Annotated in this window: 18 protein-coding genes; 7 read left to right on the plus strand and 11 right to left on the minus strand. The window is 68.1% G+C overall.

Features of this window, described 5'->3' with window-relative positions:
- Nucleotides 1-275 precede the first annotated feature (275 nt).
- The 4 genes from KDL01_RS22870 to KDL01_RS45405 form a co-directional block, all read right to left on the minus strand.
- A complete protein-coding gene (locus KDL01_RS22870) occupies nucleotides 276-1,787 on the minus strand; it encodes an ISKra4 family transposase (RefSeq protein ID WP_246576840.1) in 1,512 nt (503 codons plus the stop codon).
- Between the two features lie 11 nt (nucleotides 1,788-1,798).
- Entirely contained in the window at nucleotides 1,799-2,227 is a 429-nt protein-coding gene (locus tag KDL01_RS22875; RefSeq protein WP_212530631.1) for a hypothetical protein, read from the minus strand.
- 378 nt (nucleotides 2,228-2,605) lie between these two features.
- Nucleotides 2,606-3,862 carry an acyl-CoA dehydrogenase family protein gene (locus KDL01_RS22880; protein WP_034273503.1) on the minus strand — a complete coding sequence of 419 codons (1,257 nt, stop codon included), beginning with the start codon at nucleotides 3,860-3,862 and terminating at the stop codon, nucleotides 2,606-2,608.
- Between the two features lie 73 nt (nucleotides 3,863-3,935).
- The gene (locus tag KDL01_RS45405) at nucleotides 3,936-5,186 is read right to left on the minus strand and encodes a PucR family transcriptional regulator (protein WP_034262052.1); all 1,251 of its coding nucleotides are present in this window, start codon (nucleotides 5,184-5,186) and stop codon (nucleotides 3,936-3,938) included.
- Between the two features lie 125 nt (nucleotides 5,187-5,311).
- Between KDL01_RS45405 and KDL01_RS22890 the strand changes: the two genes are divergently transcribed.
- Nucleotides 5,312-6,157: a class II aldolase/adducin family protein gene (locus KDL01_RS22890; protein WP_084316033.1), complete on the plus strand. Its 846-nt coding sequence runs from the start codon at nucleotides 5,312-5,314 to the stop codon at nucleotides 6,155-6,157.
- Between the two features lie 246 nt (nucleotides 6,158-6,403).
- Nucleotides 6,404-7,609 carry a PucR family transcriptional regulator gene (locus tag KDL01_RS22895; protein ID WP_051450430.1) on the plus strand — a complete coding sequence of 402 codons (1,206 nt, stop codon included), beginning with the start codon at nucleotides 6,404-6,406 and terminating at the stop codon, nucleotides 7,607-7,609.
- Here the strand turns inward: KDL01_RS22895 and KDL01_RS22900 are convergent.
- On the minus strand, nucleotides 7,599-8,297 hold the full coding sequence (locus KDL01_RS22900) for a TetR/AcrR family transcriptional regulator (protein WP_169739837.1): 699 nt from the start codon (nucleotides 8,295-8,297) through the stop codon (nucleotides 7,599-7,601). The two genes, KDL01_RS22895 and KDL01_RS22900, sit on opposite strands and share 11 nt — an antisense overlap.
- A gap of 252 nt (nucleotides 8,298-8,549) precedes the next feature.
- Here KDL01_RS22900 and KDL01_RS22905 point away from each other — a divergent pair, with 252 nt between their 5' ends.
- On the plus strand, nucleotides 8,550-9,488 hold the full coding sequence (locus KDL01_RS22905) for an SUMF1/EgtB/PvdO family nonheme iron enzyme (RefSeq protein WP_051452308.1): 939 nt from the start codon (nucleotides 8,550-8,552) through the stop codon (nucleotides 9,486-9,488).
- Nucleotides 9,489-9,557: 69 nt separating this feature from the next.
- Here the strand turns inward: KDL01_RS22905 and KDL01_RS22910 are convergent, their stop codons facing one another.
- Together KDL01_RS22910 and KDL01_RS22915 are read right to left on the minus strand one after the other, a co-directional pair.
- Nucleotides 9,558-9,872, minus strand: coding sequence for a hypothetical protein (locus KDL01_RS22910; RefSeq protein WP_034262058.1), 315 nt, complete (start codon nucleotides 9,870-9,872; stop codon nucleotides 9,558-9,560).
- Between the two features lie 58 nt (nucleotides 9,873-9,930).
- Nucleotides 9,931-11,391, minus strand: coding sequence for an aldehyde dehydrogenase family protein (locus tag KDL01_RS22915; RefSeq protein WP_051452309.1), 1,461 nt, complete (start codon nucleotides 11,389-11,391; stop codon nucleotides 9,931-9,933).
- 540 nt (nucleotides 11,392-11,931) lie between these two features.
- Here KDL01_RS22915 and KDL01_RS22920 point away from each other — a divergent pair.
- Nucleotides 11,932-14,046, plus strand: coding sequence for an MFS transporter (locus tag KDL01_RS22920; RefSeq protein WP_212530633.1), 2,115 nt, complete (start codon nucleotides 11,932-11,934; stop codon nucleotides 14,044-14,046).
- 97 nt (nucleotides 14,047-14,143) lie between these two features.
- On the opposite strand, the gene KDL01_RS22925 is transcribed toward KDL01_RS22920, so the two are convergent.
- A complete protein-coding gene (locus KDL01_RS22925) occupies nucleotides 14,144-15,658 on the minus strand; it encodes a flavin-containing monooxygenase (RefSeq protein ID WP_034262068.1) in 1,515 nt (504 codons plus the stop codon).
- 429 nt (nucleotides 15,659-16,087) lie between these two features.
- On the opposite strand from KDL01_RS22925, the gene KDL01_RS22930 reads away from it, so the two are divergent.
- The 3 genes from KDL01_RS22930 to KDL01_RS22940 all read left to right on the plus strand — a co-directional run bounded on the left by KDL01_RS22930 (nucleotide 16,088) and on the right by KDL01_RS22940 (nucleotide 18,573).
- Nucleotides 16,088-17,416: an alpha/beta fold hydrolase gene (locus KDL01_RS22930; protein WP_212530634.1), complete on the plus strand. Its 1,329-nt coding sequence runs from the start codon at nucleotides 16,088-16,090 to the stop codon at nucleotides 17,414-17,416.
- A gap of 129 nt (nucleotides 17,417-17,545) precedes the next feature.
- Complete coding sequence (locus KDL01_RS22935) at nucleotides 17,546-18,109, plus strand: hypothetical protein (RefSeq protein WP_212530635.1); 564 nt, start codon at nucleotides 17,546-17,548, stop codon at nucleotides 18,107-18,109.
- The gene (locus KDL01_RS22940; protein WP_212530636.1) at nucleotides 17,995-18,573 is read left to right on the plus strand and encodes a GGDEF domain-containing protein; all 579 of its coding nucleotides are present in this window, start codon (nucleotides 17,995-17,997) and stop codon (nucleotides 18,571-18,573) included. Before KDL01_RS22935 ends, KDL01_RS22940 begins: the two co-directional genes overlap by 115 nt.
- 8 nt (nucleotides 18,574-18,581) lie before the next feature.
- On the opposite strand, the gene KDL01_RS22945 is transcribed toward KDL01_RS22940, so the two are convergent.
- The 3 genes from KDL01_RS22945 to KDL01_RS22955 form a co-directional block, all read right to left on the minus strand.
- Nucleotides 18,582-19,922, minus strand: coding sequence for a chloride channel protein (locus tag KDL01_RS22945; RefSeq protein WP_212530637.1), 1,341 nt, complete (start codon nucleotides 19,920-19,922; stop codon nucleotides 18,582-18,584).
- A gap of 113 nt (nucleotides 19,923-20,035) precedes the next feature.
- On the minus strand, nucleotides 20,036-21,880 hold the full coding sequence (locus tag KDL01_RS22950; RefSeq protein ID WP_212530638.1) for a glycoside hydrolase family 15 protein: 1,845 nt from the start codon (nucleotides 21,878-21,880) through the stop codon (nucleotides 20,036-20,038).
- 104 nt (nucleotides 21,881-21,984) lie between these two features.
- Nucleotides 21,985-22,386: an SHOCT domain-containing protein gene (locus KDL01_RS22955; RefSeq protein ID WP_212530639.1), complete on the minus strand. Its 402-nt coding sequence runs from the start codon at nucleotides 22,384-22,386 to the stop codon at nucleotides 21,985-21,987.
- Nucleotides 22,387-23,397: the final 1,011 nt, after the last annotated feature.

Below are 23,397 nucleotides of genomic sequence, written 5' to 3' on the forward strand. Positions count from 1 at the left end.
GGGCGGTTTGGAGCCTCCCCCCGCAGGGGCGGCCCCGAAGGGCCAAACCTTCATCTCTCGTACAGCACCGCATCCAAGATGCTCATCTACCTACACGCTGAGATCCCTTCTGCGTTCGTGGCACACGCGGATCCAGGATCAGGCCCGCGCCGACTTCGCCCTCAACCTGTGCCCATGGGAACGGTCGAGGTCAATACCGTGGGCACCCAGTGTGGGACATGAGGCTGCGCTCGGCAACCCAGAAGGGTGTAGCTCCTGTTGAGTGACTGGCCTGGTTAGGCTGCGAGGCTGATTTTGTCCTGGTAGTGGGCTTGGTGGTTGCGCTGGTGTTCGCGGTGGCGGTGCCAGGTGTAGTAGGACTCGAAGTCGCCGTTGGCGATCAGGGCGCGGAGTTTGAGGACGGCTTCGGCGCCGGGCAGGGACCAGCGGGCTCCGGTGATATCGAGTCGGTCCTTGATCAGGTGGCGGCAGGCGCCTTCGATGATGCCGGTGGCGATCGGCCAGCCGCGTCGCAGGGCGGTGGCGTAGTCGAGGTAGGGGTTCTTGTTCTCCAGGTAGGTGCAGACCTTTTCGATCGTCTCGTTCTTCGCCTCGGTCAGGTCGTGCTCGGCGGCGTGCCGGCGTAGTTCGTCGATGACGCGTGCGGGTCCGTGGGTCAGGATGGTCCGGGCATGCTCGGCGACGAAGGCCTCGGCGGCCGGATCGCCGGTCTCGTGGAAGCACCAGGCGGCCTTCCACAGGTATTCCAGGACATGGATGAGGTCGCACACGAGGTGGATGGAAACCCCGTGCACGGCGGCTTCGGTCTTGATCTGCTCGATCTGGGCGTTGGCACCGTCGAGCAGGACGATCCAGGTGCGCTGGTGGTGCGGGTCGCGTTGTTCGGCCTGGTCGAACGCGTCGGAGATCACGGTCTGGGCGTTGTCGGTGACCGACCCGGTCAGCCACTTGCCCACGGCCTTCGGTCCCGGTTGCCGCTCGTGCTCGGCGCCGGTGTCGCCGGCGATGACGTCCTCGACGGTGCGTACGGCGGGTTTCGCGTCGTAGACGGTGGCGAGCACGGCCATGCGTTTACGCCCGTTCTTCTCGCCCGAAGCCAGGCGCGTTCTCATCGCGTTGCCGCCCTTCGCGGCGGCGGCCTTCACGGTGGCCGCGCGCAGGTGCTCGGGGCGCATCACGATCCCCTTGCCATCGAACGAGAGGACCAGCAGGTGCCCGGCGGTGGCCGCGGCCGCCGGAGCCTGCCGGTAGAACGCCTCGATATCGACTGCGGCGCGCTCGGTGAGCTGCTCGATCTGCCGTTTGCCGATCCGGGTGCCGGTGGCGCGTTCGATCGCGGTCTTGGCGTCGTCGAACGAGCCGCGCACCGCCTCGATCGCGGCCAGTTTGCGCAGCCCGAAGCTGGCACGCTCACCCGGCAGGTTCAACCCCGCGTCCATCGGGTGCAGGTTCGATGCCCCCAAAGCCCGGTAGGCGATCCTGGTCACGCTCACCGTGCCGAACACCGTCGCCAACAGCCGGGCGTGTCCCGGCTCGATCCGCCGGCGGGCCACCCGGTCGGTCCCTGTCACCTCGCTGCGTCGCGGCTCGCGTATGGACCGCAGGTCCAAGTGGTCCTGCAGCATCTGTCGCATCACCTCCCGCCCACGAGCCGCGATGCGCTCTTCCAACTCGGCGTGCGTCAGCTCGTCCGCCGCCGGATCACCGAGCTCCTCGACCAGCGCGTCGAACAAACCCCTCGCCGCCCCGAACGCCGCCAGGCGCCCCTCCAGATCGGCCGCATCCATCTCCCGTCCGCTCACGCGGGCACCTGCTCGGCCGCCGGCGCGAACAACCCGGGACCGACCTGCGCCAACACCCCGTCGGCCACCAACCGCGAGAGCTTCGGGCGCATCGCCTCGACGTACCTGGCCTCGCCCGGCATCCCGAGCGCCTCGCACACCTGCCGGGGACGCAATGCCGCGCCCGCCTCAGCGAATACCTGAGCGATCCGCTCGTAGAGCGCCACATCCCGTACCGCACCCCGCACTCCAGGCGCCTCAATACCCTGATCGGGCTCCGCCTCCAAAACCTCGGCCACCGTCTCCCTGGCGATCACCAGACGTGAGAGCGACACGTCCGCCGCGGCCAACGCCCCGGCCGCCCGCTCAGCCTCCCCCCGCAACCGCTCGACCAGAACACGAGCCTGCGCCTCGCGTTCTCCCAGCCGATCCAGCACCGAACCCATCAGGCTCCTTACCCGGTCACGACCCCGGCCGACCCGCCGGCCCTTCACCTCCACCGTAGAAACCCAGACCATCACAGGCCATACTAAGCAGACGTAAACCACCCGAAAGGTCACTCAACCCGAGCTACACCCAACCCAGAACCTGAAACGTTCCGCATGATCGCCAACGTGCGGTTCGCCACACCGCGCGGGCAATCGGTGAGCAAAACAGCGAACTCCTCCCCGTGCGCGCCACGATATCGCCGCGCCGCACCTACGTGGACAGGCCATCCCGCCAGCGCCGGAAGCGGGATCTCATCAGACCGGGCCGGCCGCGGGGATGGGGATCCCTGCGCCCAGCCCTCTTCGCTGCGTGCGGGCACCCGGCCCTGGGGGGCCTCAGCCGGTAATGCCGCGCCCGAATATCTGTCGCGCGATCATCCACTTCTGGATCTCGTTGGAGCCCTCGTAGATCTCGCCGACCTTGCTGTCCCGGTAGATCGCCTCCACCGGCCCGGGCCGGCCGTCCGCACCGATCTCGCTGGCGAATCCGAGGCCGCCGAGGGCCTGTACGGCGTCGCGCGCCAAGTCGACGGACAGCCGGGTCGCGTACCACTTGGCCATGGCGGCTTCGGGTTCCGCGGTGGTCCCGGAGTCCAGGCGCAGCGCGGCCTTCGTGTAGAGCGAGCGCGCATTCTCGATCTCTGTCGCCCGTTCGGCGAGCAGGAACTGCCAATGCTGGTTGGCCGCGATGGGCTTGCCGAACGCGTGACGCGTCGACAGGTGCGCTACCGCGTGGTCGAAGGCGGCTTGGGCCATGCCGACGCCCGCGGCGGCGATCGCGATCCGGCCGTGGGTCAAGGTGCCCAGAGCCTGGCGCAGCCCTTGTCCTTCCGCCTCGCCGAGAATCTCGTGGTCGCCGAGCTCGACATCGTCGAACTCGATGTCAGCGGTCAACTGGCCGCGGTTGCCCATCTTGCGATCCGGGATTCCCACGCGGACGCCGGGCAGGGTCAGGTCGACGATGAACATGCTCAGACGTTCACCGGTGCGAGCGAGCGTGACGGCGAAATCGGCGACCGGCGCGTTCGATATCCAGCGCTTGCGGCCGTTGAGCAGCCAGCCTGTGGCCGAGCGTGTGGCGACCGTTCGCAGCGTCTGCGGCGCGAGGTCGCTCGAGGCGTCCGGTTCGGTCGTGGCGAACGCGCCGACGACCGATCCGTCGACAATCCTGCGCAGCCAGCGCTGCCGCTGTGCGTCGGTGCCCAGCAGGAGCGCGTTGCCGGCGAGCATGCACTGCGCGTCGAAGACGGCGGCGATACTGCTGGAGACATAGGCAAGCTCTTCCATGACGACGGCGGACGCGGCCGCGGGATGGCTGAGCCCTTCGCCGCCCACTTCGGCCGGGAAGGGTATGGCGTACGCGCCCTCGGCGGCGAGTGCGTCGAATACGGCGACCGGGAAGCCGTCCGTGCGCTCGTCCGCGGTGGCGATGCTCGCGGCGTGCGGCGCCACCGTCTTCTCGGCGATCGCGCGCATTCTGGCGCGGACGGCTTGGACCTCCTCAGGGGCCAGCAGCTCGCGATAGAGCCGGTCCGCCTGGCGGATCGGCGCGAGAGGACTCAACGGGGTCGGCGAGGAGTCGGTGGTGGGCATCATGTATCACCTTTTATATTTCTTGGTTCTGTTAGGTGTGCGTGTCGCGCGGAGGCGGAGTTTTCAGTCGGCCTCAGGACGGTGACGGCCTGAGGCCGTATTGGGCGATGACCTCCATGGCCATGCACAGGAGCGTGACATGACGTGGTTCTGCGACGCGGCAGCCGATGAGCTCCTCGATGCGTCGCAGTCGATAGCGCACCGTATTGCGATGGCAGTACACGGTGCGGGCTGCTTCGCCGGTGGCTCCGCCGGCCGCGATCCATGCCTGCAGCGTCTCGAGCAGCAGCGTCCGCTCGATCTCCGGCAGCTGAAGCAGCGGCCCGATGATCCGGTCGGCGAGTTCGACGGCGGTCTCGGGTGCGCTGGCCAGCAGAGTGGCCAGCGGGTCGTCACCGTAACGGCGGATCCCGGTTCGGGCAGTCGGGATGCTCCGCAGCGCGATCGTCGCCCGGTGGCGTGCCGTCCCCGCGGCGGTGATGTCGCCGAACACAGGGCTCAGGCCCATCCTCACGGACGCGTCGCCCGGAAGGACCTCGAGCAGGTCGCGATCGGCTCGGAGGCTGGAGAGCGACGCGAGGCAGACCAGTCGGTCCTCTCCTGCATGCCAGAACGTTTGTATGCGGCGTGCCGACAGATGCGCCTGCCATGGGGCTGCGGATGCGGAGGCGTCCAAGACCCCGACTTGATAGCGCCCATGGCGAGCCAGCCCCAGCGCCTCTGCTCCGGCCGACTGGCGACTCGGTTCGGCTGCGGTGAGTCCGAGGAGCGCCTCGACGTGCGCGTCGCGCTCGGCCTCCACTATGCGCACTCGGGCTGCGACCGCTTCGTTGTACGCGCGGCGAAGCTCCGTGGAGAAGTCGTCGAGGACTGTCCAGAAGTCGGTGACCTGCCCGAGGAGGCCACCCACGGCATCACGGTCCTCGGGGTCCACGGCGCCGGCCAGAGATTCCCACACGTACTGGAATCCGATGCGCAGTCCGTGCAGTACCGCGGGGAGCGGCACGCCCTGTTCGGCGCGCCGCCTGCCCAGTGCCGTGACGGACGGCAGGTCGAGCGGGGCGAGTCCGGCGAGGTAGCGGTACAAGCCGGCCTGCAGTGTCGTGCAGGCTGCTTCGAGATCCTCGAACGGCACGACGAATCCGTCGGCGAGGTCTGTTTCCGCCTGCGCGACCCGCCGTGCCAGTTCCGCCGCCAACTCGTCGTTGTGCGCGAGCAGCCGTCGGGCGAGGTCGGCCAGGGCCGAGCAGACCGCGCCACGTCTGGTAACGGTGATCACGCGAGGAACCAGGGTGCGAGCGAGCGGTGCGACAGTGCCGCGCACCGGCGTGGGTTGTGGGTGTGCACAATCCTCCGGCCGTCGAGTGCGCACGCGGGACATCGACGCGGCTGAGGGCAACAGCCACCCTGAGGTGTGTAGCCGTTACGTCGACTCCGAGGAGAACCGTCATGCCCTCCGCAGATCCCGCGGCCGGTGACACCCGGCGCCCGACCGCTGAGCCGCTCGCACCCTCCGGACTGCAGCCGATCCCCGAAGCGGATCTGATCTTCCCTCGGCCGCCGGCTCACCAGGATCCGGCAGTCGAGCGGCGTCACCGCAAGGAGAGGTTGGCCGCGGCGCTGCGTCTTTTCGGCCGTTTCGGCTTCGAGGAAGGCGTCGCAGGGCACATCACCGCGCGCGACCCGGAGTATCCCGATCATTTCTGGATCAATCCGCTGGGCGTCTCGTTCAAACAGATCAAGGTGCGCGATCTCTTGCTCGTCAGTCATGCGGGCGAGGTGGTCCAGGGCAGGCACCGGGTCAATCGCGCCGCGTTCGCGATCCACGCCGCGATCCACCGCACCCGTCCCGACGTCGTCGCCGCCGCGCACAGCCATTCGGTGTACGGTAAGGCGCTGTCGGCCACCGGGCAGCTCCTGGAACCGCTGACTCAGGATGCCTGCGCCTTCTACCAGGACCACGCGCTGTTCGACGACTACACCGGGCTGGTCAACGACCTGGCCGAGGGCGGGCGTATCGCTGACGCGCTGGGCGACCGGAAGGCGGCGATCCTGCGCAATCACGGCCTGCTCACCGTCGGATCCACGGTCGATTCCGCCGCCTGGTGGTTCATCACCATGGAGCGGTCCGCTCAGGCCCAGCTGGCGGCCAAGGCGGCAGGTCCGACCGTGCGCATCACGGACGAGGACGCCAAGCTGACCTACGGTCAGATCGGCGGTGAGTTCGTAGGCTGGTTCCAGTTCCAGCCCCTGTTCGCGCAGATCTCGGGTACGGATCCCGATCTGTTCGGATGACGCCGCGTCGCATGGTCGACAGGCGGGAGCGGCGGCGTCGGGCTTCGGCATACCGGCAGACTAGGAGCCCGAACGCGGCAGCGCTTGTCGCGAGCAGATGAGCAATCGATCGTTGTTCGTCATTTCGCGACAGCCGGCGCTGGTGACGGACACCGACTGCGGATAGTGTAGGAACCCGTGAGTATCGAATGGATGGCGCCGCGTGACCCCGCCGCTCAACGGGCGTGGGCGGAGGTACTGCGACCCGTGGCCGAACAGTTGGCCGAGTTCGCGCCGCGGCTGACGGATGAGATCGCGGCGGCGATCCTGGCTGCTGTCCCAGGGGTCTTCGACGACCCCGACAGCGCGGCGGAGAATCGTGCGAGCACCGAGGCGAGCCTGGTATCGATCGCTCACGCGATGGCACGCGCCGAAGACCCGACGAGGATCGAACTGCCCGCCGCGACCGTCGCGTTCGGGCGCACGGCCGTGCAGCGCCGGGTAGGCAGCGGGGTGATCTCGCACGTCTACCGGGCCGCGCACGAAGTGCTGTGGCGCTGGATACTCGCGCACATCGGGGAACACTCCCGTGATCAGCGTCAGCTGATGCAGGCCGTCGGTCTCGCCTCCGCGTGGCTGTTCGCCTGCGAGTCCGTATTCGTGAAAGCCGCCGAGGAGCTTTACGAGGCTGAGCAACAGCAGTGGCTGCGCAGTGCGGCGGCAGTGCGCGGCGAGACGATCAACCAAATCGTGGAGGGCAGCGAAAGCAACCTGGAGCGTGCGGAAAGCCGCTTACGCTACAAGCTCGGCCGGCACCACGTCGCCGTTACCGCGTGGACGCAGTCCGCGGCCGATCTCGAGGATCCCTCGGCCGTGGAGGCGGAACTCGGCCGCGCGGCCGAACTCCTCGGCGGCGAGAGCACCCTGTTTCACTCCACCGGCCTGCGCTCAGGTGTGCTGTGGGTGGGTCGAGATCGCGCCTTCGACGCCGAAACCCTCGCGTCGGCGTGCCATCGCTTGAAGCCGGCGGACGGAACGCGGCTGGCGTTCGGCGAGCCGGGGCATGGGCTCGCCGGATTCCGCCGGACGTATTTCGAGGCGGGGCACGCCCGCCGCGTCGCCCTGCTCCGCGGCACCGAGGCACCCCCGGTCAGCCGGTACGCCGACCAGGCCGTCGTGGCCATGGCCACGCTCGATCCGGATCAGGCGGCGATCTTCGTCGACCGCGTGCTCGGGCCCCTGTCGAAGCCCGACGCAGCCGTACGCCGAACAGCGGAGACCGTCGCGGCCTATCTCGCCGAGAACGGCAGCCGCGTGCGCACGGCGCAGCGGCTCGGAATCCACGGCAACACGGTGCGGTATCGGATCCTGCAGGCCGAGCGTGCGCTCGGCCGGAGCCTGGACGTGGGCAGCGTCGACCTTCACGTCGCACTCATGCTGCTCCCGGCCGTGCGCAGCCGGCTCAAGGGGTGAGGATGCGGCCTGACCGCGGCTGCGGCCGCAACGCGGCCTGCAGATAGGCGGTGAGAGCGACGGAGCCTTGACGAATCACGGCGGGATCCGGGATGCGGCTTTCCCTGAATGCGAGGTCCAGGATCCGGTCGCCGAGCTCGACGACGAGCGTGAAGACCAGTGGATCCGTCTGGTGGTCGGCGAAACCTGCCGCGATCGCCATAAGGCGCAACCGCTCGGCCAGATGACGGTTGTAGTCGCGTACTTCCGCACGCACCGTCGGCGAGACCCGGCCGTCGAGCCACAGACGCGCGGTGTTGGGGTGATCCGCGAAGTACGTGGCATGCGCACCGAGTTCGCGTTCGACGATGTCCGCGAGGGAGCTTGGCGACCAGCCGGCCTCGGCTTCGGCGAGAAAGACCCCGAGCCGGTCCAGGTGCAGTTCGATGAGTGCGTCGAAGATCTGCTCGCGGTCGGCAAAGAAGCGGTAGAGCGACGGTGCGGTGATCCCGGCGCGCTCCGCGATCGCCCGCGTGGTGGCCGCGTCGACTCCGCTCTCCTCGATCAGGGCGTCTGTGGCCTCGAGGATCCGCTCGACGGTTTCACGACTGCGGGCCTGCACGGGTTGCCTGCGCCGCCGCGCGCCTGCCGGTTGTGATTCCTTGTCGCGTGGAATCCGGGGGTCGTCACTCCTCATGGCGGCAGGCATGGAGGAGATCATAACGCGATTAGCGTTAGGGGTTCTAGGGGTACCCGGCTGCCTCATTGAGAGCATAACACGATTCATGTTAGCTTTCAGTCGAGTCCCCTCGTCCTCAAGGAGAGAGCGGCCATGACCGACCGTGCGCTCGACCTGTTCGTCTCTGCCACTCGCGACGGCGACGCCCCCGCAATCGTCCTCGACGAGAGCACGCTCAGCCCCCGGCGCGCTCAGCCTCCCGCGCCGCATCCGGACGGCGACATGGTGTGGATCCCCGGCGGTAGCTTCACCATGGGATCCGACCACCACTATCCCGAGGAGGCCCCGGCTCATCCGGTGAGCGTCGACGGGTTCTGGATCGACCGGCATCCGGTGACCAACGCCGAATTCAGGGCCTTCGTCGACGCCACCGGGTATCGCACCCTCGCCGAGCATCCGACGGATCCGGCACTGTATCCGGATGCTGATCAGGCGATGCTGGAGCCGGCTTCCGCGGTGTTCACGCCTCCGAGGCACCCGGTGGATCTGAGCGACGCCTATCAGTGGTGGCGCTACGTGCCCGGCGCCGACTGGCGGCATCCGAGGGGGCCGGACACGTCGATCGAGGACCGGCTCGACCATCCGGTGACCCAGGTCGCCTGGGCCGATGCGCTCGCCTACGCCGAGTGGGCGGGCAAACGGATCGCCACCGAGGCCGAGTGGGAGTACGCGGCGCGCGGGGGTTTGCCGCACAGCGAATTCGCCTGGGGTGACGAGCTCAACCCGGGCGGGGAGTACATGGCCAACACCTGGCAGGGCGAATTCCCGCACGAGAACCTCCGGCTCGACGGCTACGCGGATACCTCACCGGTCGGCGCGTTCCCGGCCAACGGCTACGGCCTGATCGACATGATCGGCAACGTCTGGGAGTGGACGGCGGACTGGTACGCGGACCACCGCGTCCTCGCCCCCGGCAAGCCGAGTTGCTGCGGAGCACCACGACCGCGGGCCAATCCGGTCGGCGGCGAGGAGGCGGCGAGCGTCGATGCGGGCTCGTCCGGCACGCCGATTCCGCGCAAGGTCATGAAGGGCGGCTCACATCTGTGTGCGCCGAACTACTGCCGCCGGTACCGTCCCGCGGCGCGCCTGCCTCAGCCCGTCGACACTTCCACCAGTCACCTCGGCTTTCGGTGCGTACTGCGCGCGGACGCGCGGACGTGAGAGCGCCGTCTGAGTCCGCCAAGCGGACTCAGACGGCGGGCGCACGGACCAGAGCGCAGCGCACGTGCCCTATTCGTCGGCGGGGGCGCCGGTGAAGCTGAGCGCCAGTTGCCGCATCGCGCCCACCCCGGCCGCGGTCTCTGGTGAGATGCCGGCCACCACGCCGACGGCGACCTCGCGGATGTGCTGCGGCTGGTTCTTCAGGCCCACGAGCACGAACACGTCGATGAGCTGCAGGATTCCGGCGAGCTGCTCGGCGGGCAGACTGGCCGTCAGGTACTGTCCCACCGTGAGGTGAGCGTCGTGCGGGGCCTCGGCGACGAAGGTGTCCACGAGGGCCGCCAGCGTCGCGCGGCGGACCTCGGTCAAGACGGTGTCGGTCATGGTGTCGCTCTCTTTTCTTCCGGTCGTCCGAATCTCGTCCTATATGTGGCGGCGTCGATCAAGGCAGTTGGAGCGACACCGTCTCGAGGAAGTCCTCGAACCCGGCCCGACCCAGCTCGCGGCCGTTCCCGGACTGCTTCACCCCGCCGAACGGGGCCTGGATGTTGAAGGCGCCGTCGTTGATCTGCACCTGCCCGGACTCCAGTCGCCGCGCGAAGGTGACGGCCCGTTCGACGGACGCCGAGTACACCCCGGCATTGAGTCCATACACGGTGCCGTTGGCGAGAGCCACCGCCTCGTCCTCGGTCTCGTAGGTCTGGATGACCAGGACCGGGCCGAAGATCTCCTCCTTGACGATCCGCATGTCAGGGGTCGTGTCGGTGAAGACCGTCGGCCGGACGTAGTAGCCGTGTTCCAACCCGTCGGGCGGGTTCACACCTCCGGCCAGCAGCGTGGCGCCCTCGTCGATGCCTGAGCTGATGTACCCGCGCACGCGCTCTTGTTGGGCGGCGCAGGACAGCGGCCCGATCACCGACGCGGGCTCGAACGGGTCGCCGACGACGATCTGTTCGGCCGCCGCCTTGGCGATCGCCTCATATTCGGCCTTGCGCGCCGCGGGCACGATCAGGCGGGTCAGGGCGATACAGGTCTGGCCCGAGTTGAGACAGCAGCCGCCGATGGCCGCCGTGACCGCCGCGACGGGGTCCGCGTCGTCCAGCACCACCAGCGGTGACTTGCCTCCGAGTTCCAGCGACACGCGCTTGACGGTCTGGGCGGCGACCGCGCCGATGCGCTTGCCCGCGGCTGTGGAACCGGTGAACGTCACCATGTCGATGTCGGGATGGGCGACGAGCGCCTCGCCGACGGTGGGCCCGTCACCGCACACGAGATTGAACACTCCCGGCGGAAGCCCGATCGCTTCGAACACCTCGGCCAGCACGAAAGCGCTCAGCGGCGCCACTTCACTGGGCTTGGCCACCACCGTGCAGCCGGCGGCGAGGGCTGGCGCGATCTTCGCCACGATCTGGTGCAGCGGATAGTTCCACGGGGTGATCGAGGCCACGACACCGACCGGCTTCTTGATCACCAGCGAGTTGTACAGCCGCTCCTCGAACGTGTAGTCGAGGGCTACCTCACTGGTAGCCGAGAGGGTCATGAGGGGCAGACCCACTTGTACGACGTTGCTCGTGGCGTACGGCATTCCCGTCTCGCGGCTGACCATCGCGGCGATCTCGTTCTGCCGCCGCCCCAGCTCCTGCGCGGCAAGTTTCAGATAGGCCACCCGCTGCGCCGCATCCAGCGCGGACCACGAAGGAAATGCCTGCCTCGCCGCATGCACCGCACGCTCGACGTCACCGGCCGTGCCCGCCGGCACGGTCGCCATCACGACGCCCTGGGAGGCGTCGGTGACCTCGATCGTCTCGTCCGTCTCCGGGGGAACCCACGCACCGGCGATGAAGTGGGAACTGTGAGTGATCACGTATGTCTCCTCGTTGAGTTCTCCGCAAGCTGGATTCATGCTCGGCAGATCGACGACCAGGAGCAATGTGCAGCGGCACGCTCTCAAGGCGCAGATCGTGGGCATGCGCACAAATGTGAACCGTCGGCCTTGGCCGCCGCGCGGGTCTTCCGGCGCCAGCCCGGCGTCGAGGGGGCAGCGGACTGTGCCTCGTCGCTGGTCAAGAGTCCCTTGAGCCGTACCCGCCGCCCGCCGCACAGCACTGCGCCGACAGCTTTCGGAGGTCTTCGGAAGTGTTGCAGAGGCTGGAATCCGGTGTCATGCTACGTCCCCAGCGACGCATGGGCAGTACGTCGTGCTATTCACCTATGCCACATTATTCGACAAACTCAGCCCACGAAATCAAACCGCCGACGTCCGCCTCACGCGCGGTGATCCGTCGCCGGTATGCCGTGCACGCCCACGCGCACCAGCGCACTTGACCGGCTCGCACAAGCCGTCCGAGATGATCCCCGGCATCTGCGGGGACGAGCGCGGACCAGGGAACTAAGCAATCGCTTATCGAAATTAATCAGATTCTCGCAGAGAAGGTGGATCGTCATGTCACAGACCCCGGCACGCTCCTCGGCCCCTCCCCCGGCGCCAGCCGTCGAAGCCCGGCGCGGGCTGCTCGGCCGTCAGTTGGACCGCTACCCGTCGACCGCGCCGCGCACCGCGTATCTGATCATCGTCGTGCTCGCGACGATCACGCTGTACTACGAGATCTACGTCCAGGGCTCGGTGGCGACCACGTTGGCCGCGAACCTGCACATGACGCTCGTCTTCCTGATCTCGATCTCGATCGTGGGCAACGGCCTGGGTGCGCTCGCGGCGATCGCCGCAGGCCTGGCCGACCGATGGGGACGGGCGAACTTCGTCGTCTACGGGCTGGCCGCGACCGGCGCACTCGATGTGTTCGGCCTTGCGAATGCCACGAGCAAGTGGGCCTACCTGGTCGTCTTCGCGGCCGTCAGCATGGTCGAAGGGATGATACTCGTCGCCACCCCGGCGCTGATCCGCGACTTCTCCCCGCAGTTGAGCCGCGCGACCGCGATGTGCTTCTGGACGATGGGCCCGGTGCTCGGCAGCCTGGTGGTCAGCGAGGTGGCCAGCCACACGCTCGAGCGGCACCCAGACTGGCAGTATCAATACCGCGTCAGCGGCATAGTCGGCCTGCTCGTGTTCGTCGTCGCCTTCGTCGGACTGCGGGAGCTCACTCCGCAGCTGCGTGACCAGCTGATGGTGAGCGCGCGCGACAAGGCGCTGATCGAGGCGAACGCGCGAGGTATCGATCCGAACGCGGTGCTGACCGGGCACTGGAAGCAGATGATGCGCAAGAACGTCGTCGGTCCCGCGTTCGCGATCAGTATCTTCCTGCTCTACTACTACTGCGCGGTGGGCCTGTTCGTGGTCTACTTCGCCACCGACTTCGGCTACTCGGAGGCACGGGCGAACGCGCTGGCCGACTGGTACTGGGCGGTGAACGCCGGCGCGCTGGTCGTCGCCGGCATCCTCTCGGACGCGCTGAAGGTGCGCAAACCGCTCATGCTGGTCGGTGGTCTGGCAAGCGCACTCGGCGTCGCCCTGTTCGCGATGGCCGCCACGCGGCCGCAGACCGGCTACTACGAGTTCGTCGGAATTCTGCTGCCGATCGCTATCGGCAGCGCCTTCGCGTTCTCCGCATGGATGGCCGCGTTCACCGAGACCGTGGAGAAGCACAACCCGGCCGCGACCGCCACCGGACTCGCTATCTGGGCCTCGACGCTGCGCACCGTGGTGGTCGTGGCGCTGCTGTTCCTGATCACGATGATCCCCGGGGCGAGCACGCTGGTGGGTCAGGGTACGCAGGTCGCCCAAGCGGCAGCCGGGCAGGCGCCCGGCCTCTCGGAAGCCGAGAACGCGACGGTCCGGGCGGTGGCCGGCGACCCGGGCATCGTGACCCGGGTGCAGGCGATCGCCGCCAAGGACGCCGCCGAACTGGTGACGGCGCAGAAGCTGACGCCGCAGACCTTGGCCGCGCTCAAGACGGACCCGAATGCTCCGGCCACCCAGGCGCAGGCGCTCAGCGAGATCTCCGGGATCCCGGTCAACGACGTCGCCCAGGTGATGTTCCTGAGCACGACGTACGCATCCCAGCTTTCCACGGCCGCGACCATCGACGCGGCGACCCAGGCCGCGATCCTGGCGAATCCGGCGGACACCGCGGCGCAGGCCAAGGCGGTCGGCGAGATCGCGACAGCCTTCGGTATAGCACCGGCCCAGGCGGCGACGCGACTTCAAGCCCTCGCCGCGGTGCCGCACGCCTCGCTCGTCCTGCTCGCCGTCGACGGCAAGCCGGTCAGGACGGCGGTCGCACAGCTCACGGCGCTCAGCCAGGCGCCGCCGAGCGATCTTGCGCTGGTGGCCGAGTATGGTCCGGGCCTCAAGGACCCGAAGGTGGTAACCGAGCTGAAGTTCCTCCAGACGAACGCTCCCGCCGTGCAGGAGGCGAAGCAACAGGCCCCGGCACAGTGGCAGCACTGGTGGTGGGTCTGCTTCGCAGGCCAGCTTCTGTTCCTCCCGTTCATCTGGCTGCTGACCGGACGCTGGAGCCCCAAGAAGGCCAAGCAGGACGCGCACGAACACGCCGAACGCGTCGAACACCAGCTCGCGGCGCTCGCCGAGCTGGCCGACTAGGCAACTACCTGAGCGCAGGCATCGAGCATGCAGCAGTCGGCGGGACACGATCGTCCCCGCCGACTGCTGCACACGAGGTCCCGCATCGTGGTCGTGATCACGCCTCAGCCTGTGGGCGCGACGCCGGTATCCCACGCCCGACCTCGGTGAAGTGGAGCGCGGAGTCCTCGATGGTGCGCAGCCGCTTGCGGTCCTGGTGGTAGCTCTGAACCGCAGTCCATGGGCCATGGGAGCCCCGCTGGGGGAACAGGTGCATGCCGCGCCGGAGGTACCCGCTCTGCATCTCGATGAGCGGATGGAAGGTGAGGGCCGGGTCCGCGACGACGGGCGTCACCGAGGCGTAGCCGTGCCGGTCCATGTGGGCAAGCAGACGGCACACATAATCGGCCGCCAGTTCGGCCTTGAGGGTCCACGCGTTGTTGACGTAGCCGACCACGAAGGCGAAATTCGGCACGCCGCTGACCATGACGGACTTGTAGCAGACACTCTCGTTGAGGACGACGGCCTCGCCGTCGACGCTCAGCTGCATGCGGCCGATGGGGACCATGTTCAGCCCGGTGGCGGTAATGATGAGGTCGGCTTCGAGTTCACGGCCAGACTCCAGCAGGATGCCGCTCTCGGTGAATCGCACGATCTTATCGGTGACCACCGAGGCGCATCCCGCCGAGATGGCACGGAACATGTCCCCGTCCGGCACGACGCACATGCGCTGATCCCACGGGTTGTAGGCCGGGTTGAAATGGGTGTCGACCTCGAAGCCCTCGGGCAGAGCGCGGACATTGACCCTTCGGATCAGGGCCCGCATCTGCTTGGGGAACTTCTGGCTGGTCCGGTAAAGCAGCCTCTGCCTATTGATGTTGATGGTCCGAGTGATCTTGTAGGCGAGGCCGGCGGGCAGGAGGTCCCGCAGCTTGTTGGCGATCGGGTCCTGGCGCGGGACCGGGATGATATAGCTCGGTGAGCGCTGCAGCATCGTGACGTGGCCCGCGGTCTTGGCCATGGCAGGGATGAGGGTCGCCGCGGTCGCGCCGCTCCCGATGACCACAACCTTCTTGCCCGCATAGTCAAGGTCCTCCGGCCAGTGCTGGGGGTGCACGACGCGGCCCTGGAACTTCTCCCGCCCCTCGAACTCGGGGGTATAGCCCTGGTCGTAGTCGAAGTAGCCGGCCGCCGAGAACAGCACCCCGCAGCTGACCTGGAACCGGCTGCCGTCACGCATCCGCTGCAGCGTCACCGTCCAACGGGCCTTCTCGGAGCAGAACTCCGCGGCGAGGACCTTCAGGCCCAGGTACGTGTGCTGTGCGAGGTCGTACTCCTCGATCGTCTCATCGAGGTAGGCGAGGATCTCGTGCGCGTCGGCGATCGCGTTGTCCCCGGTCCAGGGTCGGAATCCGAACCCGAACGTGTGCAGGTCCGCATCCGAGCGGATCCCCGGGTAGCGGAACAGGTCCCATGTCCCGCCTATCGCGTCCCGGGCGTCGACGATGGCGAACGTCCGGCCGGGCTGCTTGGTCGTCAGGTGGCAGCCCATGCCGATTCCGGTGAGACCGGCGCCCACGACGAGGACATCGACATGCTCGAAGACGGCTTTGTCGTTGCTGAATGTGCTCATATGAATGCTCCTGCTGCTGGGCTCTGGGACTGACTGCGCAGCTCGGCGAGGGCCGAGGACGGGTGACCTCGCCGAACGTGCCTGCGCTCAGGACGGCCGCGCCGACGGCGGCATCAGGGCTGGCGGCATCACCGCCGGCGTGGGCGCCGAGACAGCGTAGGTCGGCGCTGTCACGGGTCGCTCGTGCACGCGCGCCAAACCGCGGAAGGCAGTTTGTCACCCCGGCACAATGGAGGGCGATCCCGGGCTGAGGAAGCCGTCGGCGACAGGCAGCTGATACTTCATTACGCGGCCGCGACCTCGGATGTACCAGCCGGGCATGCGCCCCCGCGTCCCCCGACCTAGGGTGATGCTGGCACCACGTCAGGCCCGTCTGCTGGGCAGGCGCGACATGAGGTCGGCCACATTCGGCTGCAGAGAGAGACACCCATGAGTGACGAGCAGATGACCGTCGTCATCGCCGCGTACGGCTCGCACGGTGCGGCGCGGCGGGACTACGGCGAACTCGTGCGCCTGCACGATGTCGGGGTGATCGCGGACGCGAAGGGCATCATGTTGTTGATGACCGACCCGGACGCGAAGATCTCGGTGCAGGAGGGCGGCGGCGGCCTGATGGGGAAGCTGGCCGCGCGCAGCGTGGCGAAAGCCTTCAAAGGCCGGCTCTCCCCCGATTCCGGCACCGTTGTGGTGATCTTCAACTCGGCCGCCAGGTCAGGCGTCGAGCAGGCGATCAGCCATCACGTGCGCAGGGCGTTCGCCGATGCCGCCGGATCGGACGGCGCCGCCCTGGAGGCAGCGTTCGCGAAGGCCGGGGACGAATTGGCCGGGCCGTTCCCAAGCGAGAGCAGCGTGCCGCGGGTCGAGGACCTGTCACGCTTCAGCCTGCCCGGAACCCGGATCGAGCTGAACGGCCTGTCCATGCACGTGGCCGATGAGGGCAGCGGCGACCAAGTGGTACTGATGGTCCACGGCATGCCCGACACCTCGGCCTGCTGGAAGTTCCAGGTGCCCGACATGGTCTCCGCCGGATACCGCGTGATCGTTCCGGACCTGATCGGCAGCGGCCTGTCAGACAAGCCCCGCGAGCTCGAGCACTATGCCGCAGGCCAGGTGGTCGCGGACTTGGCCGGCCTCTTGGACAAGCTCGAAGTCGACCGGGTACACCTGGTCGGGCACGGTTGGGGAGCACGGCTGTGCTGGCAGTTCGCCATGACCCACCCGTTCAGAGTCGGGGCGATGGTCGTGATCTCCGCCGGGCACCCGACGGCGCGCATCGCGGACAATCTGTTCAGTCTCCCGCGGGCCCGATGGGACTGGTTCCCCTTCAGCAACACCGACTCGAACGCCGCCGAACTCTACGCGGCAGCCGACTGCGCCTACGCCCGGCTTGTCTTCGGCTCCCACCCTGACCTGCAGGACGTCCTGGCCCGCAACCTCAGCCAGGACGAGGGCTTCGGCCCCATGCTGCGCTGGGACCTGGCCAATCCCGTGACAGCCTCATGGTTCCAGGCCCTGACCGACACCACCCCGCCTCCCGAGGTGCACGCCCCAGTCCTGGGCATCTGGCCCACCGGCGACATCTTCTGCTTCGAACACGAGGTCGAGGCCTCCGGCCAGTACGTCAACGGGCCCTTCCGCTACGAACGCGTCGACGCCGCCAGCCACTGGGCCCCCCTCGACGCCTCAGGCGAGGTCACCCGACTCATCCTGGACTGGCTGCTCCAGCATCGTGCGACGGCCTCCCCCTCCGCTCAGTGACGGTGCGCCGGTCAGACCCTGATCCAGCCGCGCACGGATGAGCGGGAAGACAAAGGGCGCCGCATGGGCACGCGTGATCGGGATGCGGCCACCGCAGACGCTGGCCGACGGATCCGAGAAGGTGGGCCGGTGGCCGATGACGCCGGGGATCTGAACCCGCGCGCGTTCGGATTCGGGGTGCGCACCGCGGGTGCGATCCTGCTCGCCGGCGGATCCATGGCCGTCGTGTGGGCGATCGCCGTTGCCGGTGGCGTGTCCGGGCCCGATGTGCGGTGGCGTACAGCTGTGTTCGCCGCCAGCCTCTTCGCGGCCGGGTTCGGGGCTGTGCTGCTCCTGCTGGGCCGACGTGTGCCGACCTGGCTGTTGTTCGCGTTCCCGTCGGTGGCCGCGGCGCTGATCTGTACTCCCCCGCTGGTATCGCGTGAGTCGACACCGGCCGGGTCGATCCTTCTGGTCTGGCCGATCCTGTTCGCCGGATACCTGCTGCCCGAGCGCGTCGCCTGGGCCACCCTGGGCGTGTCGCTGGGCCTGCTTATGGCGACGGCACTGCGAGTCCATTCGAAAGGCACCGTCGCCTCATGTGTCGAGGTCGGTTTGTCGCTGGTGGCGACCGCATACATCACGGTCATCTGCGGCGGCACAATCGGACACTCGTCCACAGGCTGCATCAGGAAGCCCGGACCGACCCGCTGACCGGGCTGGCCAACCGTCGAGCCTTCGACGACCTGCTGGAGCGTGAATTCACCCTGTACCAACGGCATGGAGATCCGCTTTCCCTGCTGGCGATCGACGTCGATCATTTCAAGCGGCTCAACGACCGGGCCGGGCACCCGGCCGGGGATGCGGCGTTGGCCGCGTTGGCCGCCGTTCCGGCCGCGCAGGTACGGCACGGCGACATCGTGGCACGCGTCGGCGGAGAGGAGTTCGCCGTCCTGCTCACCGACTTCCCGACCGGCGTGGCCCAGCACCGGGCACGTACCCTGCGGGCCGTCGTCGCCGCCGACTCCGCCGCGTGGCCGAACCCGATCTCCGTCAGCATCGGCGTGGCCACGATTCCCGCCCACGCCGACACCCCCGCGCGTCTCGTCACCGCCGCCGACACCGCGCTCTACGCCGCGAAAGCCGCCGGACGCGACACCGTCGCCACCGCCTCCTGACGGTGTCCTCACGCCGCCACTGCGGCGCCCGCGTTCTCGCGACCGGAGATCCGGACCGAGACGATGCGCGAGACGACGACCGCGACGATCACGAGGGGCATGACGGTCAAGCCCGAGCTGCCGAGCAGGAGCGTGGCGAGCAGCACGGAGGTGAGCGGGAGGGTGAGGATCGCTACGGACATCGCGCCGATCCCCATCGCGACGGCCGCGGTGAACGGCAGACCGGGCAGGTGGGAGAGAAGGGTGCCGCCGGCTACGCCGAGGTACATGGCGGGGAAGACCGGCCCTCCGCGGAAGGCGGCGAGGGAGACCGTGTAGGCCAGCGCTTTGCAGACGAGCAGGGCGAAGAGCGCGCCGACGGCGTAGTCGGCGTGCTGTGCGAACAGGGTGGAAATGCCGTGTTCGCCGGAGAAGAGCACGTCGGATTCCGGCTTCCCGGTGCCGACGACATAAACGGCGGCCGCCCCGGCGACCGTCAGACCGGCCAGCGGGGTCAGCAGCAGACGCCGTCGAGCGAGAGGCTTCTGCAGGTGCCGCGCGCACCGGAGAAGCACCGCGCCGATCACTGCGGCGGCGATGCCGATGACGATCGCCCAGCCGAACTGGGCGAAGTCGGGCTGACGGGCGGTGGGCAAGGCCGGGAAGACCAGACCCGCGGTGGCCAGCCCGGTCCATGACCCCAGCCCGATGAAGACGAGTGCCCCGATGCCCGCGGCCATCAGGCCCGGGACCAGGACCGCGCCAAGCGCGACACCGCCCACCTCGGCGATCTCCATGAGCAGGAAGGCCGCGATCAGAGGCGAGCCGAACAGCGTGCTGATGGCCGCGAAGCCGCCGGTCGCGCCCACAATGCCGATGGTCTGTCGGTCCGCGTCACGCTTGAGCACGCGTACGGCGTAGGAGGCGGCACCCGAGCCGAGTGCGACCAGCGGTGCCTCAGGGCCGAGCACGGCGCCGAGGCTGAGCGACGCGAAGGCGGCGAGCACCACGCCCGGCAGTTCCGCCGGCACCGGCACGGAGCCGAAGTGAAGTCCCTCGGCAGGCTCATGGCCGCCGTGGCCGGGCAGATACCGCACGGTCAGCGCCACCAGGACGCCGGCGATGGTCAACAACGGCAGAGGCCACCACGCCGGCGGTCCGTGCAGCCCCAGCGTCTCGGGCAGCGTGGCGTACAGGACGTGCTGGAGATGCTCGACGGCTTGGAGGTAGCCGAATGCCAGGACCGTGAGGGGTACGCCGATCAGCGCGGCGAAGAGGAGAAGGGCGAGATACCGCGGCTCACGCATCGCGGCGAGTACGCGTTCGGCCGACGGGGTCTGGTGCGCGTCGGGCTGGTGACTTTCGTCCATTCCCGCCTCTCTCACGCGCCGCATGCAGGAAGATGCCGCGCTCTTCCCACGGTTGTCGCCCCGTACGCGGCGATCAGGCGTCAGTCGTGTGCCGACGCCTGAAACCGCTGCGTTCAGGTGTTCGATACCCGCCCGGCGTTGGCGGTGTCGAGTGCCTTGTCGAGGGTGAGGGCGGCCATGATCAGCGCGAGGTGGGTGAAGGCCTGGGGGAAGTTGCCGAGTTGTTCTCCGTGTTGCCCGATCTCCTCGGCGAACAGGCCGACGTGGTTGGCGTAGGTCTGCATCTTGTCGAAGGCGTAGCGGGCCTCGCGCAGTCGGCCGGCCTGGGCGAGTGCGTCGACGTACAGGTAGCTGCAGAGGCTGAAGGTGCCCTCGCCGCCCTCTAGCCCGTCGGGCGAGAGTTCCGGGTCGTAGCGGTAGACCAGGCTGTCGCTCACCAGGTGCCGGTCGATCGCGTCCAGCGTGGACTGCCACGCCGGATCGGTCGGGGCGAGCAGGCCGACCATCGGCACCAGCAGCAGTGAGGCGTCCATGACGTGGTCGGTGCGGTAGTGCTGGACCAGGGCTTGTTCCTTCTCGCTCCAGCCCTTGGCCAGGATCTGCTCGAGAACGGTGTCGCGGGCGGCGGTCCAGCCGGCGATGTCGCCCGGGCGCCGGAACTCGGTGGCCATGGAGACCGCCCGGTCGAAGGCGACCCAGGACATCACCCGGCTGTAGGTGAAGTCCTCGCGCCCGCCGCGGGTCTCCCAGATCCCCTCGTCGGGCCGGTCCCAGGCCGTGGCCAGCCAGTCGACGGTCTGCCTGATCGCGCTCCAGCCGGCTTGGGCCGGGCCGCGCCCGAACCTGCCCGCTTCGGCGAACGCGAACATGGCCTCGCCGTAGATGTCGAGCTGGAGCTGGTCGGCCGCGGCGTTGCCCACCCGGACCGGGGCCGAGCCCTGATAGCCCTCGAAGTGCTCGAGGACGAACTCCTCGAGCTCGGGGTCGCCGTCGACCCGGTACATGATCTGCAGCGGTTCTCCGCCCCGCTTCAGCCCGTCGCGGAGCCGTTCGGCCATCCACTTGGCGAACGCCATGCCCTCGTCGACGAAGCCGAGGTCGAGCAGCGCGCGCACCGAGAGCGAGCCGTCGCGCACCCAGGTGTAGCGGTAGTCCCAGTTGCGCTCCCCGCCGATCTCCTCGGGCAGGCCCATCGTGGCCGCCGCCACCGGTGCGCCGCTCGGCTCGTACGTCAGGAGCTTGAGCGTGATCGCGGAGCGGTGCACGATGCTCGGCCACCTGCCCCGGTAGGTGGAGTTGCGCAGCCAGGACTGCCAGAACTCGATGTCGGCCCAGGCCCGCTCGGCGACCTCGTCGGCGTTCGAGAAGCGGGCGGGTGCGGCGCCGCCGGGCTCGCACACGGTCAGCGCCAGGCCCGCGGTCTCGCCGGTGCGCAGGGTCACCTCGCCGCGCACGTCCTGTCCGTCGCGCTCGATCGGGATCCGGTAACTCTGCAGGTGCGCCGTCGTGTCGGGTGCCTCGAAGACGGCGTCATCTCCGTTCAGGTTGAGCTTGTGCGCCGCCCGCGCATAGTCAAACCGGGGCTTGCACTCCACGGTGAACGTCACGGTTCCGCGCATCACGCGTACCACACGGTAGAGGGTGTGCCGGTCGGTGGCCGGGGCCCCGGCGAGCGGGGTCATCCAGTCGATCACCTCGCCCAGCCCGTCCGGCGTGGAGAAGCGAGTGACCAGCGTCGCCGAGTCCGGGTAGTACAGCTGCTTCGCCGTGGCCTGCGGGTGATCGACGCCCAGCCGGTAATATCCGCCGCGATCGTGGTCGAGCAGCGCGGAGAAAAGGCTCGGCGAATCGAACCGGGGCGCGGCGAACCAGTCCACCACTCCTTCGGAAGAGACGAGCGCCGCGGTCTGCAGATCGCCGACCATTCCGTGTTCGGCGATGGGCGGGTACCGATTCATGATCACTCCCTTGTCGAAATCTTCAGGGAAATCGCTCACAGCTCAGAAGGTGTCGGGACGCCACCTCTCGTGCGGCGTCTCGACACCGATGCCATACCTCGGTCTCAGGCCAGTATTTTGGCCTTCGCCCGGTCGTATTCTGTTTCGGACAATGCTCCGTCGGCCTTGAGTTGTGCCAGCCTTGCCAGTTGCTCGGACGGGTTCTGCGCGCCGCCGGCCGGGCTTGCGGCCGCCGTCTGGCGGACGTACGTGTCGAACTCCTCCTGGCGAGCGCGCGCCTGAGCCGACTTCCGTTCACCCATGCCGGAGCCGCGCGCGATGAGATACACGAAAACGCCGAGGAAGGGGAGGAGCACGACGAAGACCGTCCATGCCGCCTTCCCGAGACCACTGAGCTGGTCGTCGCGGAAGATGTCGCCGATGACGCCGAAAAGCAGGAACAGCCACATGATCCACAGAAAGAACCACAGCATCGTCAGAAACACATTGAGTAGAGGATAATTCATGAATCCACCTCCATGCCGCTTCCGCCTATATTCTCGGAATGCGGACCACCGGAGCCATGTGACAGACGTCTCCTGTCTATCACGGGCTAGTCTTGGAGACCCGTCCGTTACACCATCCAGGTGCGTTCAGGCTGACCATTTCTGGCAAACTAGGGCAGGATCCCGGTGCGCTACCGGGCTATCACGTACAGGACCGAGTTGCTCTCTACAGTCCAGTCACGAGGGCGAACCGGCAGATCAGGGGGCGGCCCTGCGCCACCGCTCATCATCGCAGGCCCGGCCGGTGGCCGAGTTTCAGGAGTATTCACGTGGGGAAGGGCTGCTCTGTCGTCGTGCAGCTTCTACACGTCAAACGCCGACACGATCGGACACAGTCAGATGGCCGGCCACACGAACACCGGGCATCACGGCCTTGTGCGTCGGATTTACAGGGTCGTGCGTTTCCCTCCGCCCATCGGTGAGCGGCTCTTTTCCACTCGGGCGCAGGCAGCGTCCTACCTCGGTGCCTGGGCACTTACCGGCGCCCATCTCGTCCTGTGGCTCCTCATCGCCGTCGGCGTGCTGAGCTCCGAGACGCTGCTCATCGGTGTGTCTCTCATGTCCCTTGCCGCGACCTACATGTTCATCGGAATGGTGATCACTGTCCACCGTCGGCTCGCGCTCTACCACGGGCACGCCGCCCGGCACTTGATCACCGTCTTCTGGCGGGGCCCTTGGGATCCTGTCGGCCGACTGATCTGGCTACCGGTCCAGTTGCCGGCTGCCTGGCATGCGCTTCGCCATGGGACGGGCGAACCGCCGCGTCCAGGACCGGGCCGATGACTGTGACACCGCTCTTCAGCGGAGACGCGTCACCGTCCCCGACGAACGTTGCGTTTGATTTAAGAGGACGATAAGCGAGTCTTCTACCGTTTCACTCGCTGGCTTGGATCAGGGTCGCTGGTCGGCGGGGCTGGGCGGTGCCTGCGGGCCGGGCTGTTGGAACAGTCCGGGTTCGGTCTCGTCGAGGAA

It is taken from the genome of Actinospica durhamensis (assembly GCF_018139695.1).
Lineage (GTDB): Bacteria > Actinomycetota > Actinomycetes > Streptomycetales > Catenulisporaceae > Actinospica > Actinospica durhamensis.

What these genes read in the sequence shown, in the direction of transcription:
- KDL01_RS22875 (WP_212530631.1), bottom strand. Translation starts at nt 2,227, where the DNA reads ATGGGTTCGGTGCTGGATCGGCTGGGAGAACGCGAGGCGCAGGCTCGT.
- KDL01_RS22950 (WP_212530638.1), bottom strand. Translation starts at nt 21,880, where the DNA reads ATGAATCGGTACCCGCCCATCGCCGAACACGGAATGGTCGGCGATCTG.
- KDL01_RS22870 (WP_246576840.1), bottom strand. Translation starts at nt 1,787, where the DNA reads ATGGATGCGGCCGATCTGGAGGGGCGCCTGGCGGCGTTCGGGGCGGCG.
- KDL01_RS22945 (WP_212530637.1), bottom strand. Translation starts at nt 19,922, where the DNA reads ATGGACGAAAGTCACCAGCCCGACGCGCACCAGACCCCGTCGGCCGAA.
- KDL01_RS22915 (WP_051452309.1), bottom strand. Translation starts at nt 11,391, where the DNA reads ATGAATCCAGCTTGCGGAGAACTCAACGAGGAGACATACGTGATCACT.
- KDL01_RS22930 (WP_212530634.1), top strand. Translation starts at nt 16,088, where the DNA reads ATGAGTGACGAGCAGATGACCGTCGTCATCGCCGCGTACGGCTCGCAC.
- KDL01_RS22940 (WP_212530636.1), top strand. Translation starts at nt 17,995, where the DNA reads ATGTGTCGAGGTCGGTTTGTCGCTGGTGGCGACCGCATACATCACGGT.
- KDL01_RS22920 (WP_212530633.1), top strand. Translation starts at nt 11,932, where the DNA reads ATGTCACAGACCCCGGCACGCTCCTCGGCCCCTCCCCCGGCGCCAGCC.
- KDL01_RS22905 (WP_051452308.1), top strand. Translation starts at nt 8,550, where the DNA reads ATGGTGTGGATCCCCGGCGGTAGCTTCACCATGGGATCCGACCACCAC.
- KDL01_RS22890 (WP_084316033.1), top strand. Translation starts at nt 5,312, where the DNA reads ATGCCCTCCGCAGATCCCGCGGCCGGTGACACCCGGCGCCCGACCGCT.
- KDL01_RS22955 (WP_212530639.1), bottom strand. Translation starts at nt 22,386, where the DNA reads ATGAATTATCCTCTACTCAATGTGTTTCTGACGATGCTGTGGTTCTTT.
- KDL01_RS22910 (WP_034262058.1), bottom strand. Translation starts at nt 9,872, where the DNA reads ATGACCGACACCGTCTTGACCGAGGTCCGCCGCGCGACGCTGGCGGCC.
- KDL01_RS22900 (WP_169739837.1), bottom strand. Translation starts at nt 8,297, where the DNA reads ATGCCTGCCGCCATGAGGAGTGACGACCCCCGGATTCCACGCGACAAG.
- KDL01_RS22880 (WP_034273503.1), bottom strand. Translation starts at nt 3,862, where the DNA reads ATGCCCACCACCGACTCCTCGCCGACCCCGTTGAGTCCTCTCGCGCCG.
- KDL01_RS22925 (WP_034262068.1), bottom strand. Translation starts at nt 15,658, where the DNA reads ATGAGCACATTCAGCAACGACAAAGCCGTCTTCGAGCATGTCGATGTC.